This is a genomic window from Desulfonatronum lacustre DSM 10312, assembly GCF_000519265.1.
Taxonomy (GTDB): Bacteria; Desulfobacterota; Desulfovibrionia; order Desulfovibrionales; family Desulfonatronaceae; genus Desulfonatronum; species Desulfonatronum lacustre.
The window spans coordinates 282,032-297,585 of sequence record NZ_KI912608.1; the positions used below are offsets into that span (position 1 = coordinate 282,032).

The window sequence follows — 15,554 nt, forward strand, 5'->3', positions numbered from 1 at the left end:
ATTCCGATTCCGATTCCGACCCCGATTGCCGGAACAAGAGCGGACGTAAAATGTGCTGAGTAGATACGAGGTCGCTTTGTTTAATCTACGATATTCACTCTGGCCCTCTCGTGCTCAAAAGAGGTGTCGATTCCTTTGACAAAGCCCATGAGTTGGGAAATGTCCCGCTCGGGGGTAAGCTGGGCTTGCGGGTTCCTTGCGCTTGACGACGGGCATGTCGGGCTCTTCACAATCTCCAGCAAGTCATGCTTCACGGCCCAGTGGATGCAAAACCGGATTTCTTCCGGGCAGTGCGGGGTGAATTCGGAAGACAGCAGGGTCATTTTGTGGATCAGGCGGTCCAGGGGGATGGGGTTGCGGGCGAGGATGAGGAGGGGTTTGAGCTGGTCCGGGGAAATCAGGTGTTCCAGGCCGGCGTAGATCACGGGAAAGTCGTGTCCGGCGGTGATGCGTTCTCCGGTTTGGGTGCGGATCAGCAGCGTTTGGGGCGTTGGGCTGTTGCTGGGGAAGTTCGCGAAGATTTTGGAGAAGGGGAGTTCCAGGGGGCGCGGGGTGTCGCGGGATGAGCGGGGATCTTCGGCATGGTGGGGCGAGGTGCGTTCCCGGAGGTGGTCCCAGAGCGTCAGGTACTGCTCGATCACCCGGGACCAGGAGAAGGAGGTCCGGACATGCTTTCGGGCCTGGGTTCCCAGGGTGGCGCGCAGTTTTGGGGCGTCCAGCAGTCGGCGCAGCGCGGCGGCGAGGTCCGGGACGTGGACCGCGGTTTGCTGGGCCAGGAGGAACTGGACTTCGTAGTCCGGGATCAGGCCGGAGAGCATGTCGATGTTCGACGAGTCCGGCGGGCCCCAGGTGGGCACCAGCAGGCCGGTTTGGTCGTGTCGGATGATGTCCCGATAACCGCTGTAGTCCGCGGCGATGGTCGGCAGCCCGGCCAACCCGGCCTCCAGGAGGGTCAGACCGAAGGTCTCCTGGGGGTTGTCGGCCAGGGAAAGGAAAATGTCCGCCGCGGCGTAGAGCCGGTGTTTGCGGGCCTCGTCCGGGCTGGGGACGAGGCGGCAGGGCAGGCCCACGTTGTGGGCCAGGGCCGTGAAGGCGCCGGGAAAGTCGTCCTTGGGCTCGACCCAGCCGGCCACCACCAGGAGCACATCTTGCCGAGGGTCCGAGCGTCCGGAGATGCGCTGCCAGGCCCGGAGCAGGGGCAAAAGGTCCATCTTGGAATGGGGAGTGATCCGGCCCAGGACGAGGAGCACCTGGGTCTCGGGCCCCGCGTCCAGCTCGGCCCGGCCCTCTTTGCGCAATGCGACCGGATCAGGGGTCACGGGTTCGTCCATGCCCAGGGGGATTACCGCGGTCTCGGGCTGGGGGAAGCGCTCTTGATCCAGACTGTAGCTCGCGCGGAGATGGTCGAAATAGGCCAGCACCGCGTTTTGTCCGGCCGTGGAAGTGGCCACGACGCAGTCCCTGGGAGTGCAGCCCGGGTGGAGGTGGTCCAGGAATCGGGCCGGGTAGCCGGGATAGCTCAGGGAGTGGGTGACGCTGGTGATGGGGAATTGCCGTGCGGCGCAGGCGTTGCGCAGCCTGGCCAGAGCGGGAGGATGGTTGATGCAGTCCGAAAGATGGAAGCAGTGGTAGTCGGTGGATCGCAGGGACGATGGGAGATCCTGGCGCAAAAAAAAGCGCAGCCGCTTATCCGCGGAGAACTGAGGGAACCGTTGTTGGAAGAGCTGCTGAGTCGAGTGGATCTCCCTGGGGGTAGCCAGAAAAAAATGATATTCGGCAAAAGGATCCCGGTGCAGCAAGGCGGCCAGAAACTGCTCGTTGGCCACCTTGCGGCCCCAGACCGCGCCGGGTTCGAGAAAGGGGTCCAGCGTCGCCCAGATGCGTCGAGAGGGGTTCTCATTCAGTTCTGCGTTCAACATGACACAAACAGCCAAGGCATGCTCAGGGTTGAAATCGAAATCGCCTTCATCTTCATGATATAATTACTTTCTGGTAACTACTCAGCACAAAGCAATGCTGTTGTCGGGGTCGGAATCGGAATCGGAATCGAAAACGCTGGGATGCGTTCTTAATTTTTCCTGTTTCGATTCCGATACCGATACCGACCCCGATTGCCGGAACAAGAGCGGACGTAAAATGTGCTGAGTAGATACGCTTCAGGGTACTCCCGGGTCAGGATGCTCCCCCGGCCGCGCTAAGATCATTGGCGCGGATTTCGGCGCGTTTAATCTTGCCGCTGATGGTCTTGGGCAGTTCGTCCACGTAGTCGATGATCCGGGGGTACTTGTAGGGCGCGGTGAGGGACTTGACGTGGTTCTGAAGTTCCTTGGTCAGTTCCTCGGAGGCTGTGTAGCCCGGAGCCAGGACCAAGGTGGCCTTGACCGTCTGCCCGCGATCCGGGTCCGGGATCCCGGTCACCGCGGCTTCCACCACCGCGGGGTGGGTGATCAAAACGCTTTCCACTTCAAAGGGGCCGATCCGGTAGCCCGAGCTTTTGATCAGGTCGTCCACCCGGCCCAGGAACCACAGGTAGCCTTCCTCATCCATCCAGGCCTTGTCCCCGGTATGATAGAAACCGCCCTTGCGCGCCTGGGCCGTCTTGTCCGGTTCGTCCAGATATCCGGCGAAGAGGCCTAGCGGAGCAGCGGGGTCCAGGCGGATGCAGATCTCGCCCTCCTCGCCCGGGGCGCAGGGCTGGTCGTCGTCGTTGAGCAGGACCACGTCCCAGCCTGGGCAGGGTTTGCCGATGGAGCCGGGTTTGGGGGTCATGAACGGAAAGGTGGCCACTTGCAGGGTGGTTTCGGTCTGGCCGTAGCCCTCGTAAATGGGCAGTCCGGTGGCTTCCTTCCAGGCGTGAAAGACCCCTTCGTTGAGCAGCTCTCCGGCAGTGGTGCAGTGGCGCAGGCTGGAGAGGTCCAGGCCCGAGAAGTCCTGGCGGATCAGGAAGCGGTAGACCGTGGGCGGCCCGCAGAACGAGGTCACCTTGTGTTCGGCCAGTAGTTCGAGCAGCCTGGCCGGGTCGAACTTGCCCCGGAAATCGTGGACAAAGACCACGGCTTGGGCCATCCACTGGCCGTAGAATTTGCCCCAGACCGCCTTGCCCCAGCCGGTGTCGGCCAGGGTCAGGTGGATGTCCCCGGGGCGCAGATCGTGCCAGTGCACGCCGGTGACGTAATGCCCCAGGGGGTAGGTGTGCAGGTGCTCGACCATCTTCGGCGGTCCGGTGGTCCCGGAGGAAAAAAAGATCAGCAGGCTGTCCCGGCCTCCGGCGTTTTCAGCCGGATCCTCGGGCCGGGGAAAAACGTCGGATGCCTGGGCCATGATCGCGTCGTAGTCGGCCCAACCTGGCTTTAGGGCGCTCCCGCCGACCTGGATCAGGGTGCGCAGGCCGGGGCAGTCCGGCAGGGCGGCCTGGACCGCTGGCGCGACCCCGGCGTCCGTGATCACGGCCTTGATTCGGGCGAAATTGACCCGGTAGACGATGTCCTTGGTGGTCAGCAAAGCCGGAGAAGGCACGGCCACCGCGCCCAGCTTGTGCAGGCCCAGCATGGCCACCCAGAATTCCACCCGGCGATGCAGGATGAGCATCACCCGGTCGCCTTTTTTCAGGCCGAGCTGTTGCAGGGCATTGGCCAGCTTGCCGGATTCGGTCCGGAAAAAGCCCAGGGAGAAGTCCCGGCGGTTCCCGGCGTCGTCCACATGGATCATGGCCGGACGGCCCGGCTCCCGTTCGGCGTGCACGTCCAGAAAGTCGAAGGCGAAATTGTAGTTCTCCGGTATCTCCAGCCGGAAGTTGGTCAGAAAGTCTTCGTGGGGATGGTAGGTCGGGTGCATGATTGTCCGCATTGGTTGTTTAAATGATGACGTCCAGAAAAGTGGCCTCGGATTGGTCCAGGCCCCGCAGGGCGTGAGGCGTTCGGGAGGTGAAGTAGAGGCTGTCTCCGGGTTCGAGGATCAGGATCTGGTCTCCCAGGCGCAGTTCCAGGCGGCCGGAGAGCATGTAGATGAATTCCTGTCCGGCATGTTCGGTGAAGGTCGGTTCCTGCTCGCTTTTCGGCGGTACGGTGACCAGAAACGGCTCCATCCGGCGGCCGGTGAAGCTGTAGGCCAGGCTTTTGTAAGTGTAGTCCTTGCGCCGGTCCACGTTCATGCCTTTGTCCTTGCGGACCAGGGCGTGGTTGTGCAGGTGGGCCTCGCCGCCGGAGAGCAGCACGGTCAGGTCCACGCCGCAGTTTTTGGCGGTGTTGAAAAGATGGCTGACCGGGATTTCCACGGTCCCGGATTCGTACAGGGCCACCTTGTCCGGGGTGGATTCGATCCGGGCGGCCATTTCCTCGACGCTGAGGTCCAGGGCCTCGCGCAGACCGCGCAACCGCGGGGCGACCTGGGCGTAGGGCGGGGTTTCGGGGGAAATGTCAGGCATGATGATCGTCCTGGGATGAGGTTTCGTTACTTAAGTGATGAAAAAGTGTTTGTCGACAGGCCGTTCAAAAACCCCAAGTGCAAGGAGCAAGAAAAGCGCAAGGTCGAAGCGTATGTGTTGATACGTGAGAGTTTGAACTTTTTACTGCGACGCGGCAATTGGGAGTTTTTCAGCGGACTGTCAGGGCGACGGCCATGTTGAGAGCGTTACGCAGGCTTTGGGCCGAGGCCTTGCCCTGGCCGACCAGGTCGTATCCGGTGCCGTGGTCCGGGCTGGTGCGGACGTAGGGCAGGCCGAGGGTGACTTGGACGCCGTCGTGAAAGTGCAGCAGCTTGAAGGCCGTCAGGCCCTGGTCGTGGTACATGGCCAAAACCGCGGAGAAGTCGCCTTGCGCGGCCCGGTGGAAAACCGTGTCCGCGGCCAGCGGGCCGACCACGTTCCAGCCTCTGGCCCTGGCCTGGCTCACGGCCGGGGCGATGATCCGTCCGTCCTCGTCGCCGATCCGTCCATCCTCCCCGGCATGCGGGTTCAGGCCGCAAACCGCGACGGGGCCAGGCAGACCCTGGGCGTGCATCGCGGCTCTGGTCAGCTCCAGCTTGCGCAGAATCCGCTCGACGGTGATCAAGCCGGGGACCGCACGCAGCGGGGGGTGGGTGGTGACCAGGCTGACTCGCATCCGAGGCCCCGCAAAGTGCATGCAGACGTCGTCCGGGGTCAACCCGGCCTTGGCGGCCAGAAACTCGGTGTGCCCGGCGAAATTGAATCCTGCCCGCTGGAGCGTGGCCTTGTTCAGCGGGCAGGTGGTCAAGGCCTGGACATGGCCGGATTGCAGCAGGGAACAGGCGGTTTCCAATGCCAGTCCCGCTGCCTGGCCGCCTGCTGTTGTGGCCGCTCCCGGCTGCATCTGGAAGGAGTCGAGGTCTGGAGGCGTATAGAGATGGACGCTTGACGGCTGAACCTTTACCTGTTCCGATAATCGGTCCAAATTGGACAGCCGATGCCAGAACACAGAACTCCCTGACGCCTGCTGGTGGTGCGCCAAGGCCTGTTCCGGGCCGATGATCAGCACGGAGGTCCCGGCGAGCGACTCGGGGAGGCCGTGTTGGAAAACGCGACAGACCAGTTCCGGGCCCAGCCCGTTGGGGTCGCCCAGGGTCAGGCCCAGGGTCAGGCCCAGGGTCAGGCCCAGGGTTTGGCCCAGGGTTTGGCCCAGGGTTTGGCCCAAGCCTCGGCCCTGAACGGAAGAGGGGGGCACGGCTTACCCGTTATTCTGCTTCGGAGCCAGGGTAAGGCAATCCTCGCGAAAGATGCAGCCGTCCTGGTCGCAATAGCCGGCTTCGGCCCGGGCGAAGCAGTCGAAGTTGCCTTCGTCCAGTTGGATCATTCGGACGGCTTGAATTTTCGTGGTGCCGACGCCAAGTTTTAACCCGCGTGATTTGGCCATGGCTCGAATTTCCGTCATTTTCATGGGAGAACCTCGTTTGTGAGGGGTGAAGGGCGGACGTCCAAAACGGCGGTCAGGCCGGGGACAGGTCCGCCCCAATGTCCGTGTAGGCTTGGATATACTGCTGCGCCGCGCTGGACCAGGAATAGTCCTTGCGCATGGCCCTGACCCGCATGGCCTTCCACTCCGCCGGGCGTTCCCAGACGTCCAGGGCCAGCTCAATGCTTTGCAGAAAGGTCCGGGCGTCGGGCGGGGTGAAGATGAATCCCGTGGATTCGGGATCGGGGTAGCCGGTGATGGTGTCCAGGAGTCCGCCCAGGGCCGAGGCCACGGGCAGGCTGCCGTAACGCAGGCTGTACATCTGGGTCAGGCCGCAGGGTTCGTAGCGCGAAGGCATCAGGAAGAGATCCACCCCGGCCTGGATGCGGTGGGCCAGGTCTTCGGTGTAGCCGATGCGGGCCACGAGCCGTCCCGGGTAGGTTTCCATCATGTCCTGGATCTGGGCTTCAAACTGGAGATTGCCTTCGCCCAGGACCACCACGCAGACGTCCTTGCGCATCAGTTCAGGCAGGATTTCCAGGAGCATGTCGATGCCCTTTTGCTCCCGGAGGCGGCCGACGAACCCGAGCAGGGGGCGGGACAGCAGCTCGGGGTCCAGGCAGAGTTCGTGAAACAGGCTCTCCTTGCAGCGCAGTTTGCCCCGCAATGTCTCCGGCGAATAGGTGCTGGGCAGGTAGCGATCCTGCCTGGGGTCCCAGACGGCGTAGTCCGCGCCGTTGAGAATTCCCCGCAAGTCCGCGGTCCGGTGGTTGAGAATGCCTTCCAGGCCGCAGCCGAATTCCGGGGTCAGGATTTCCTTGGCATAGGTCGGGCTGACCGTGGTGACCAAGTCCGCGTAGGAGATGCCGGACTTGAGCAGATTGAAGTCTCCGAAAAATTCCGCCCCGGAGCTGTTCCAGGCCGCCGAGGGCAGCCCGGATTCCAGGAACAGGCGGTAGGCGAACCGGCCCTGAAAGGCCAGATTGTGGATGGTCACCACGGACTTGGTTTTTTTCCAGAAGGTGTCCACCTTGCGCAAAAAATGCAGATAGGCCGGAACCAGGGCCGCGTGCCAGTCGTGGGCATGGATGATTTCCGGGGGGTTGGACAACCGTCTGGCCCATTCCATGGTCGCCCGGCAGAAAAAGATGAATCGCTCGCAGTTGTCGAAATAATCGCCCTTGTGGGTGCAGTACAGAAAGCGGCGATCAAAGTATTCGCCCCGGGAGATGAAATAGACCGGCAGACCGTGATAGTCGGCCAGGAAAATGTCCGCCGTGGTGTCCGGCCAGGGGTAGCCCACCGGGCAGTCTTCGTAGATCAGGCGTAAGGGAAATTCGCTGCTGGCCAGCCGCCCGTAGAACGGAGTGATCACCCCCACGCTCACGCCAAGTCGGGACAAGGCCAGGGGCAGGGCGCCCATGACGTCCGCGAGGCCCCCGGTCTTGGAGAAGGGGTACATTTCCGAGGCCACGAACAGGATCTGAGGATGGCTGTCCATGCTGATTCCTTTAGGTTTTGCGTCGATGGAGCGAACTACGAGACGGACACCGGAGGGTTCAGGGCCTCGTGACGGCGACGAAGTTCTTGGAGGATGCTTCCGTGGTCAAAGGCCAGTTGGTCGGGCAGGGCGGTCAGGGGAAAGACGCGCACGGCCCCGGCGTCGTCTCCGGCCCGGAGTTGGTCCGGATTCTTGGCCTGGGCCGTGAAGATCGTGCTGATGGTGTGCTGGCGCGGGTCGCGGTCCGGGGCGGAATAGACGCCGAAAAGTCCGGTCAGCTCCACTTCCAGTCCGGTTTCCTCCAGGGCCTCGCGCACAGCGGCCTGTTCCGCGGACTCGCCGTAATCGATGAACCCGCCGGGAATGGCCCAGCCCGGAGGAGGGTTGCGACGTTCAATGAGGACGATTCCCCGGTCGGGAAGGGTGATCAGAATGTCCACGGTGGGTACTGGGTTGGTATAGATGGTCAGCGGTTTGGCGCAGTGGGGGCAGGGTTTTTGGAGTCCTGGCATGGTTGGGGATGCTTTCATGGAGGCGTGAAAGCCGGGGAAGAGGATGAGGATGGGGCGGTTGACTGAAAAACTGTTCCTGCACGGGAAGATACCATATTAGTCGGGGCCTTGGCAAAGGGCAACAGGTAGGCTTGCATTGGGCAGGGAAATACGAAATCGAAATCGAAATCGTGATCGAAATCGAAATCGATATCGAAAATACTGTTCATTTCCAAGTAATTAAATCGTTTTCTTGGTCATGACGTTCGATTTCGATTTCGATCACGACTTCGATATCGATTCAGAGAGCGGGTGAGGATAAAGATCAAATCTGCTCTGTGAAATTGGGCGAAAGCGCGGACTGCTCAACGCGGGCTTCGATTTCAAAGAGGTCCACGCCCTCTTCCTCACGTTCCTTTACAGCAGCCCGACGAACCGTGATGAATTGTCCGGTGGGTTGACGGACCCGGTCTTGGCCGGTGAACAGGCTGAAGGCCACGCTTCCTGATCCGCAGGCTGTTTCCGGGACAAAGGAGTCCACGGTCGCGACGTAAACGTACGGCGTGATGGCATTGCCGGAGAAGTGGATCGCCCCGAAGGCCGGGAGGTCGAAGCGGTTGCACAGATCGGCCAGTTCGCGTTTGGTTCGGGCGTGGCCCGTGGGGCTGCTCGAGGCATGTCCGTCCGGTTTTGGGGTGAGAATGAAGCCGATGCCTTCCAGGAGGACGATGTTTTCGGACATGGACCAGCGCAGGGGGATGGTCGCACGGGTGGCGTGGGGCATGTTGACGAAGTCCGCCGGACGATCCAGGCCGCTGACTCGGACGGTTCCTTTCGGCCCCAGGGTGGAGGCGAAAGCCAGGGTGGCATTGATGCAGAATTCCCCGCCCATCATCTCCAGGCGCGGCGGACGGGCCTGTTCGTCCACGAAGCCGACCTGCTCCACGTCGCAAAGCAGGTCCGCGGCCAGGGAGGCCCGAAGGGAGGTCGGGCAGTCCTGGACCAAAGCGGTGGCGTTGCCGCCGGCGATGAGGAATTTGCGAGTCGTCATGGAGAACGGGCGCGTCAGGTTCGAGGCGCGGACGACGGCTTGCGGCGGCGGGAACGCTTGCGCGGTGGGCGGGAACGCTTGATCTCGACGTTTTCTCCCGCTGTTTCGGTTGCCGGTCCGTCCGGTATCGCCGTCGTCTTCTCGTTCGGTTTTTCGGCGCTTGCCATCACCTGACGGCGTCTTGTCCTTTCGGGCTTTTTATCGGCGGTCTTTTTATTGATTTTGAAGTCCGGACGTTGCGCTTCGATTTCCATGCGCAGGGCGTTCCAGGGTTCGAGGCGCTCCGGATCCTCGCCGGCCACGCGCAGACCGATTTCATACAATGCCAGGGTCTCGGGGAAGGTCTCCTGGGCCACGAAGCCGCGCTTGGAGAAGCGCTTGCGTTTGTCCGGGACGAAGCGGGACTGGTTGGCCATGACCTGGATCATCCGCATGGTCATCAACTTGGGCATGCTGATCCGGATGCAGATGGGCGTGAGCAGTTCGGTCAGCCGGAGGTGGAGCGCAAGCCGTTCTTGCTCCTCGTCCCGGGCCGCTTGTTCACTGAGGAGTCGGCTCATGGGGGCGAAAAACAGGGTCGCGAAAATTAGGACCGGATTTAGGCCGCCCCTGTCTCTGATCCGGTCGTCCAGGCGGCCCAGCCAGGACCACAGGACGGATTCCCGGTTTTGCGCGCGGCCCTGGTCCAGATACTGCGCGATTTCCGGGAGTAGATCCCCGAGCAGGCCGGTTTTATAGAGCAGGCGAACGGCCTGTTCCCCGGAGCCGTAGGCAAAGAGCTTGATCAGTTCCTCGAAGACCCGGGGCGGGGCGGCCTTGAGGATTTCCTGGTGATGGCGGAGAATGGCGTTGAAGGTGGCGGGTTCGATCCGGAAGCCCAGGCGGGAGGCGAAACGCACGGCCCGGATCATGCGCACCGGGTCCTCCCGGAAACGAATGTTCGGATCTCCGATGCAGCGGATCAATCGGTCGCGGATGTCGCTCAATCCCCCGACATGGTCGATGACGGAGAATCGCTTCACCTCGTAGAACAGGGCGTTGATGGTGAAGTCCCGGCGCAGGGCGTCCTCTTCCGGAGAGCCGTAGCAATTGTCCCGAAAGACGTACAAATCCCCGTTCCCGTCGGCATCCGGCTCGGGGCAGCGCCGAAAGGTGGAGGTTTCGATGATCTGGTCGCCGAAATGGATATGCGCCAGCCGGAACCGGCGGCCGATGATGAAACAGTTTCGGAAGGCCTTCTTGATCTGATTGGGCGTGGCGTTGGTGCCCACGTCGAAGTCCTTGGGCTCGCGCCCGAGGATCAGGTCGCGCACGCCGCCGCCCACCAGGTAGGCCGTGAATCCCTTGCGCCCGAGTTGGTACATGACCCTCAGAGCGTCGGGATGGATGTTTTTGCGGGAGATGGGGTGTTCGTCGCGGGGAATGATTTGTGGGGGCATGCGGGTGAGGAAAACGTAAAACGTATTGCTATATTCGGTTGCAGGGAGTGTCGGCCAAAAATTCTTCCATCAGGTCGTCCAGGGTGGTTCCGTATTCGTGCAAGGCAAAGGCGGCGCCGCAGGACCCGCAGCGCAGGGCGACGGCCCGTCAGCCGCGCCGGGCGTGCAAGCGATCGCCGCACTTCCGGCAACGGAGTCGGGTCCTGATGTCTTGGATGGGCGGGAGCATGATAATCCTTGCGTGGCGGGACAGGTTGTGGTCACGGACGCGAACATACAGCGAGACTGCGGAAAGTCAATTCCAATCCCGTGGCTTCACGGCTTACGCGGTTTTCTTTTGTAAACGATCCGGGTAAGAATCTTCAGCCGTCAACCATCAACAACAAGGATACGGAGACGATATGCACGGACGTTTGTTGGTTTGCATCCTGGCCGCGATGTTCTGGTTCTGGAGCGCGGGAATCGTGTCGGCCCAGCCACCGGGACAGCAGGGAGGGCCGCCGCCGGCCGTGGTGGTCGTGGCGTCGGTCGCGTCCGGGGAAATGGTCGAGGAACGGGAGTTCGTGGGCACGGCCTATTTTCAGGAAACCTCCCTGGTGGCCTCGGAAGTCAGTGGTCGGGTTCTTGAGGTCCATTTCGAACAGGGGGACCGGGTTCGCCGCGGCGACAAGCTGGTGACCATGGACGGGGTACTCAAGTCCAAGGACCTCTTGTCCCGTCGAGCCCAGCGGGAAGAAGTCCTGGCCGAACTGTCCCGCGTCTCGCGGGAACTGGATCGGATGCAACGGCTGTATGAGCAAAACACCGTCGCTGAACAGGAGTATGAAAAGGTCAAGTTTCTCGCCAGCGCATTGGAGCGACGAGCCGAGTCCCTGGCAGCGGACATTTCCCGGATCCAGGAGGAGCTGCGCATGCTGGTCATCCTGGCCCCGTTTGACGGAGTGGTCCTGTCCCGGAAGAGCAATCTCGGGGAATGGCTGTCGTCGGGCTCTCCCGTGGCGGAACTGGCGCGTTACGATGTGGTGGACATCCTGGTCAATGTGCCCGTGGACGTGGCTCTCGGGCTGGAGCTGGGCCAGGTCGTGCGGGGAAGCGCCGCGGGCCGGGAGTTGGAGGGGCGGGTTCAGGCCGTGGTGCCCCGTGGCGACGTGGGCTCGCGGACGTTTCCGGTCAAGGTCCGGCTGCCCAACGAGCATGGCCTTCTGGAAGGCATGGAGGTGCGGATGTACCTGCCCACCGGCCAACGTCACGAGGGATTGACGGTCCCCCGGGACGCTGTTGTTCCCAGCCCCATGGGCCAGGTGATTTTTCTGGTCCGGGAGGGGCAGGCCAAAATGGTCCCGGTGACCGTGCTCGGCTTTGCCCGGGACACGGCCGGGATAGAAGCCCAGGACGTCGCCCCCGGTGACCAGGTGGTGGTCAAAGGCCAGGAGCGCCTGCGAGACGGACAGCCGGTGCGGGTTGTGGAGTGAAGGGTGAGGAGTGAATGATGAAATGTGAACCTCGCAATTGCCCCCTGAACCGTGAACCTCATCAACCGCTGAACCCTGAACCCCTGAACCCCTGAACACCCATGAATCCCATTAGCTTCGCCATCCGCAATCCGGTCACCATCCTGGTGGGCGTGATTTTCGTCGTGATTTTTGGTCTGATTTCCCTGCTCGGCATGCCCTACCAACTCACGCCCACGGTGATCGAGCCGGAGATTTCCGTGCAGACCGTGTGGAGCGGGGCCACGCCGTATGAGATCGAGCGGGATATTATCGAGGAGCAGGAAAACGTCCTCAAGGGCATCCCCGGCCTGGTGGAGATGGAAAGCGAGAGCTTCAGCTCTTTCGGGCGGATCAATCTGCGCTTCTCCCTGGGCACCAACGTGGACGACGCCCTGCTGCGGGTCTCCAACAAGCTCAACGAGGTCCGCTCCTATCCCCAGGGCGCGGACCGGCCCGTGATCACGGCCACGGGCGCGGCTTCCTCGCCGATCATCTTCACCTCGTTGCGGACCTTGCCGGACAACCCCAAGGACATCGACACCTATCGGACATTTTTTGAAAACGAGGTCCGCCAGGACCTGGAGCGGGTCGAGGGGGTGGCGGACCTGTTCGTTTTCGGCGGCACGGAGCGGGAAATGCACGTGGTGGTCCTGCCGGAACGGCTGGCCGCCTACGGCATGACCTTGAGCGAGGTCATCCGGGCTTTGCAGGCCGAGAACGTCAACGTGGCCGCAGGGAGCATCGACGTGGGCCGACGGGACTACCGTATTCGGACCGTGGCCGAGTTCCAGAGTCCGGAGGAGATCGAGGCGCTTCCGGTCCGTTCCTCCGGGCAGGAGCGGGTGTTCTTGCGGGATGTGGGGCATGCGGAGTTCGGGTACGAAAAGGCGTCCGCGGCCATGCTGCATCGGGGTGAAAAGGGCATCACCGTGGGCATTCAGGCCGAGCCCGGGACCAACGTCCTGGAACTGACCGACGCGGTGGAGGCGGTGGTCCGGCACCTGAATCAAACCGTCCTGGAACCCCAGGGGCTGGTCCTGCTCTGGCTGTCCGATCAGCGCGACTATATCCAGGGAGCCATCTCCCTGGTTCAGCAGAACATCCTGATCGGCGGCCTGCTGGCCATGATCGTGCTGTTCATCTTTCTGCGCCGGATTTCCACCACCGGCATCGCCGCCGGGGCCATTCCCATCAGCATTATCGGCACGTTCATTTTCATGAGCGCCTTCGGCCGGAACCTGAACGTGGTCAGTCTGGCCGGGATTTCCTTTGCCGTGGGCATGTTGGTGGACAGCACCATCGTGGTCCTGGAAAACATCGACCGCCACCTGAAGATGCGCAAACCCACCTGCCAGGCGGCCCTGGACGGCACGCGGGAGGTCTGGGGCGCGATCCTGGCCTCGGCGTTGACCACGGTGGCCGTGTTTCTGCCGGTGGTCTTCATTCAGGAGGAGGCCGGTCAGCTTTTCAAGGATATCGCCATTGCCGTGACCTGCGCCATCAGCTTGAGTCTGGTGGTTTCGGTGATGGTCATCCCGTCCATCACCTGCCAACTTTTTCGGGTGGTCAGTTCGGTCAAGCCCCGGGACCTGGGTCCATTACCCAGGCTGGGCGGCTTTTTGGTCAACATGATCATGTTCTTCGTGCGCCAGGCCGTACGCAACTGGTTCACCCGGATTCTGACCGTCAGCGGCTTGACCGCCGCGGCGGTGCTTATCGCCTGGCTGTTTTTTCCGAAGATGGACTATCTGCCCGAGGGCAACCGTAATCTGGTCCTGAACATCCTGATCCCGCCCCCCGGTCTGTCCTATCCGGAGCGGGTCGCCATCGGCGAACAGATCCACGAGCGCCTGGAGCCCCATTACGACCAGGACGTGGACGGATTTCCCGGTATCCTCCATCTGTTCTACGTGGGTGCGGAGTCGTTCATGTTTTTCGGGGCCGTGAGCACCCATGAGCAGCGGGCCGGTGAATTGATTCCGCTGTTTCGCAACGTGATCGGGTCCATCCCCGGAATGCTCGGGGTCAGTTTGCAGGCCGGGATATTTCAGACCCGGCTGGGCCGGGGGCGAACCATCGACATCGATATCGTCGGCCCGAACCTGGAGGAACTGGTGGCCGTGGGCGGGACCATGTTCGGGATGCTGCGCGGGATCTACCCGGGGGCGCAGGTTCGGCCGATTCCCTCCCTGGAACTGACCTATCCGGAGATCCGCTTCATTCCGGATCGGGATCGGCTCCGAGCCGCCGGGCTGAGCGCGACGGATTTGGGACTGGCCCTGGACGTGCTGACCCACGGACGCAAGATCGGCGATTTCAAGGAGGAGGGGCAGAAAACCATCGACTTGGTCCTGCGTTCATCCGTCCAGGCCATGGAAACCCCCGAGGTGCTGCATCACGCCCTGGTGGCCACGCCCCAGGGTATTTCGTTGCCGGTCTCTTCCCTGGCCGCCATGGAACGGACCACCGGAATCACCCAGATCCGGCACCTGGAACGCCAGCGGACCGTGACGTTGCAGCTCACGCCTCCGGAAGACGTGACCCTGCAGGAGGCCATGGAAACCGTTCAAAATCAGGTCGTTCCGGCTCTGGAGGCCCAGGGGCTGCTGGGCAACTCACGGGTGGAGATGAGCGGGGTGGCGGACAAGCTGACCGAGACCCGGCTGGCCCTCCAATGGAACTTCATCCTGGCCGTGATCATCATTTACCTGTTGATGTCCGCCCTGTTCGGCAACTTCGTCTATCCGCTGATCATCCTGTTCACCGTGCCCCTGGCCACGGCCGGCGGGTTCGTGGGGCTGAAGCTGGTCAACGTGTTCATCGCTCCCCAGCCCCTGGACATCCTGACCATGCTCGGCTTCGTGATCCTGGTGGGCGTGGTGGTGAACAACGCCATTTTGCTGGTCAATCAGTCGCTGATCAACGTCCGTCAGCACGGCATGGAGCACCTGGAAGGCGTATTGGAGGCCACCAGGGTCCGCCTGCGGCCGATCTACATGAGCACCACCACCAGCATCTTCGGCATGCTGCCCCTGGTGGTGGCCCCGGGGCCGGGGTCCGAGCTGTATCGCGGCCTGGGCAGCGTGGTCCTGGGCGGGCTGGCCCTGTCCACGGTGTTCACGATCTTCGTGATTCCGTCCCTGCTGGCCTTCTTCATCCGCATGGAAACCCCCGGCTCGGCAATGGGCGCGGACGACCCCCTAGGCGGGGCGGAGCGCTGCGAGTTGCCGGAGTCTGAAAAAGGAGCGAACAATGAAAAGCTATCGGAAGGAACTGTGGTTTGACGTTGCCGGTCGCCGGGCGTTCATCAACATCACGCCCCAGGTGGAGCAGTGTCTGCGGGAAAGCGGCATCCAGGAAGGATTGCTGCTGTGCAACGCCATGCACATCACGGCCAGCGTGTTCATCAACGACGACGAATCCGGACTGCATCAGGACTATGACGACTGGCTGGAACGCCTGGCCCCCCACGCCCCGGTCAGCCAGTACCGCCACAACCGCACCGGTGAGGACAACGGCGACGCCCACCTCAAACGCCAGATCATGGGGCGGGAAGTGGTGGTGGCCGTGACCAAGGGCCGTCTGGACTTCGGTACCTGGGAGCGGATCTTCTACGGGGAATTCGACGGCAATCGCCGCAAACGGGTGTTGGTGAAGATCATCGGGGAGTGAG

At 62.4% G+C, this 15,554-nt stretch carries 13 protein-coding genes; 3 read left to right on the forward strand and 10 right to left on the reverse strand.

The features are described 5' to 3' along the window. Nucleotides 1-80: 80 nt before the first annotated feature. The 10 genes from DESLA_RS17980 to DESLA_RS23745 form a co-directional block, all read right to left on the reverse strand. Nucleotides 81-1,919 (reverse strand): glycosyltransferase family 4 protein, encoded by a 1,839-nt coding sequence (locus tag DESLA_RS17980; RefSeq protein WP_051434269.1) that lies wholly within the window; start codon nt 1,917-1,919, stop codon nt 81-83. Nucleotides 1,920-2,172: 253 nt separating this feature from the next. After that, nucleotides 2,173-3,834 (reverse strand): AMP-binding protein, encoded by a 1,662-nt coding sequence (locus DESLA_RS0101280; RefSeq protein WP_028571080.1) that lies wholly within the window; start codon nt 3,832-3,834, stop codon nt 2,173-2,175. Between the two features lie 19 nt (nt 3,835-3,853). Continuing rightward, nucleotides 3,854-4,423 carry a helix-turn-helix domain-containing protein gene (locus DESLA_RS0101285; RefSeq protein WP_035261184.1) on the reverse strand — a complete coding sequence of 190 codons (570 nt, stop codon included), beginning with the start codon at nt 4,421-4,423 and terminating at the stop codon, nt 3,854-3,856. A gap of 169 nt (nt 4,424-4,592) precedes the next feature. Beyond that, entirely contained in the window at nt 4,593-5,678 is a 1,086-nt protein-coding gene (gene pdxA / locus DESLA_RS0101290) for a 4-hydroxythreonine-4-phosphate dehydrogenase PdxA (protein ID WP_337833212.1), read from the reverse strand. A gap of 3 nt (nt 5,679-5,681) precedes the next feature. Next, the gene (locus DESLA_RS0101295) at nt 5,682-5,891 is read right to left on the reverse strand and encodes a hypothetical protein (RefSeq protein ID WP_028571083.1); all 210 of its coding nucleotides are present in this window, start codon (nt 5,889-5,891) and stop codon (nt 5,682-5,684) included. Nucleotides 5,892-5,940: 49 nt separating this feature from the next. Next, nucleotides 5,941-7,407 (reverse strand): glycogen synthase GlgA, encoded by a 1,467-nt coding sequence (glgA, locus tag DESLA_RS0101300; RefSeq protein WP_028571084.1) that lies wholly within the window; start codon nt 7,405-7,407, stop codon nt 5,941-5,943. 35 nt (nt 7,408-7,442) lie between these two features. Then, a complete protein-coding gene (locus DESLA_RS0101305) occupies nt 7,443-7,919 on the reverse strand; it encodes an NUDIX domain-containing protein (RefSeq protein WP_028571085.1) in 477 nt (158 codons plus the stop codon). 304 nt (nt 7,920-8,223) lie between these two features. Further along, a complete protein-coding gene (locus tag DESLA_RS0101310) occupies nt 8,224-8,949 on the reverse strand; it encodes a histidine racemase CntK family protein (protein WP_028571086.1) in 726 nt (241 codons plus the stop codon). Between the two features lie 14 nt (nt 8,950-8,963). Beyond that, on the reverse strand, nt 8,964-10,388 hold the full coding sequence (pcnB, locus tag DESLA_RS21350; RefSeq protein WP_051434270.1) for a polynucleotide adenylyltransferase PcnB: 1,425 nt from the start codon (nt 10,386-10,388) through the stop codon (nt 8,964-8,966). Nucleotides 10,389-10,416: 28 nt separating this feature from the next. Then, entirely contained in the window at nt 10,417-10,617 is a 201-nt protein-coding gene (locus DESLA_RS23745; protein WP_420024976.1) for a dual CXXC motif small (seleno)protein, read from the reverse strand. Nucleotides 10,618-10,789: 172 nt separating this feature from the next. Between DESLA_RS23745 and DESLA_RS0101325 the strand changes: the two genes are divergently transcribed. From DESLA_RS0101325 to DESLA_RS0101335, 3 genes are all read left to right on the forward strand, one after another. Further along, nucleotides 10,790-11,860 (forward strand): efflux RND transporter periplasmic adaptor subunit, encoded by a 1,071-nt coding sequence (locus DESLA_RS0101325; protein ID WP_028571088.1) that lies wholly within the window; start codon nt 10,790-10,792, stop codon nt 11,858-11,860. 101 nt (nt 11,861-11,961) lie between these two features. Continuing rightward, the gene (locus tag DESLA_RS17990; RefSeq protein ID WP_084031795.1) at nt 11,962-15,165 is read left to right on the forward strand and encodes an efflux RND transporter permease subunit; all 3,204 of its coding nucleotides are present in this window, start codon (nt 11,962-11,964) and stop codon (nt 15,163-15,165) included. Then, on the forward strand, nt 15,134-15,553 hold the full coding sequence (locus DESLA_RS0101335; RefSeq protein WP_028571089.1) for a secondary thiamine-phosphate synthase enzyme YjbQ: 420 nt from the start codon (nt 15,134-15,136) through the stop codon (nt 15,551-15,553). Before DESLA_RS17990 ends, DESLA_RS0101335 begins: the two co-directional genes overlap by 32 nt. Nucleotide 15,554: the final 1 nt, after the last annotated feature.

Coding starts and splice junctions, on each gene's coding strand:
- DESLA_RS17980 (WP_051434269.1), bottom strand. CDS start 1,919: ATGTTGAACGCAGAACTGAATGAGAACCCCTCTCGACGCATCTGGGCG.
- DESLA_RS0101280 (WP_028571080.1), bottom strand. CDS start 3,834: ATGCACCCGACCTACCATCCCCACGAAGACTTTCTGACCAACTTCCGG.
- DESLA_RS0101285 (WP_035261184.1), bottom strand. CDS start 4,423: ATGCCTGACATTTCCCCCGAAACCCCGCCCTACGCCCAGGTCGCCCCG.
- DESLA_RS0101295 (WP_028571083.1), bottom strand. CDS start 5,891: ATGAAAATGACGGAAATTCGAGCCATGGCCAAATCACGCGGGTTAAAA.
- glgA (WP_028571084.1), bottom strand. CDS start 7,407: ATGGACAGCCATCCTCAGATCCTGTTCGTGGCCTCGGAAATGTACCCC.
- DESLA_RS0101305 (WP_028571085.1), bottom strand. CDS start 7,919: ATGCCAGGACTCCAAAAACCCTGCCCCCACTGCGCCAAACCGCTGACC.
- DESLA_RS0101310 (WP_028571086.1), bottom strand. CDS start 8,949: ATGACGACTCGCAAATTCCTCATCGCCGGCGGCAACGCCACCGCTTTG.
- pcnB (WP_051434270.1), bottom strand. CDS start 10,388: ATGCCCCCACAAATCATTCCCCGCGACGAACACCCCATCTCCCGCAAA.
- DESLA_RS0101325 (WP_028571088.1), top strand. CDS start 10,790: ATGCACGGACGTTTGTTGGTTTGCATCCTGGCCGCGATGTTCTGGTTC.
- DESLA_RS17990 (WP_084031795.1), top strand. CDS start 11,962: ATGAATCCCATTAGCTTCGCCATCCGCAATCCGGTCACCATCCTGGTG.
- DESLA_RS0101335 (WP_028571089.1), top strand. CDS start 15,134: ATGAAAAGCTATCGGAAGGAACTGTGGTTTGACGTTGCCGGTCGCCGG.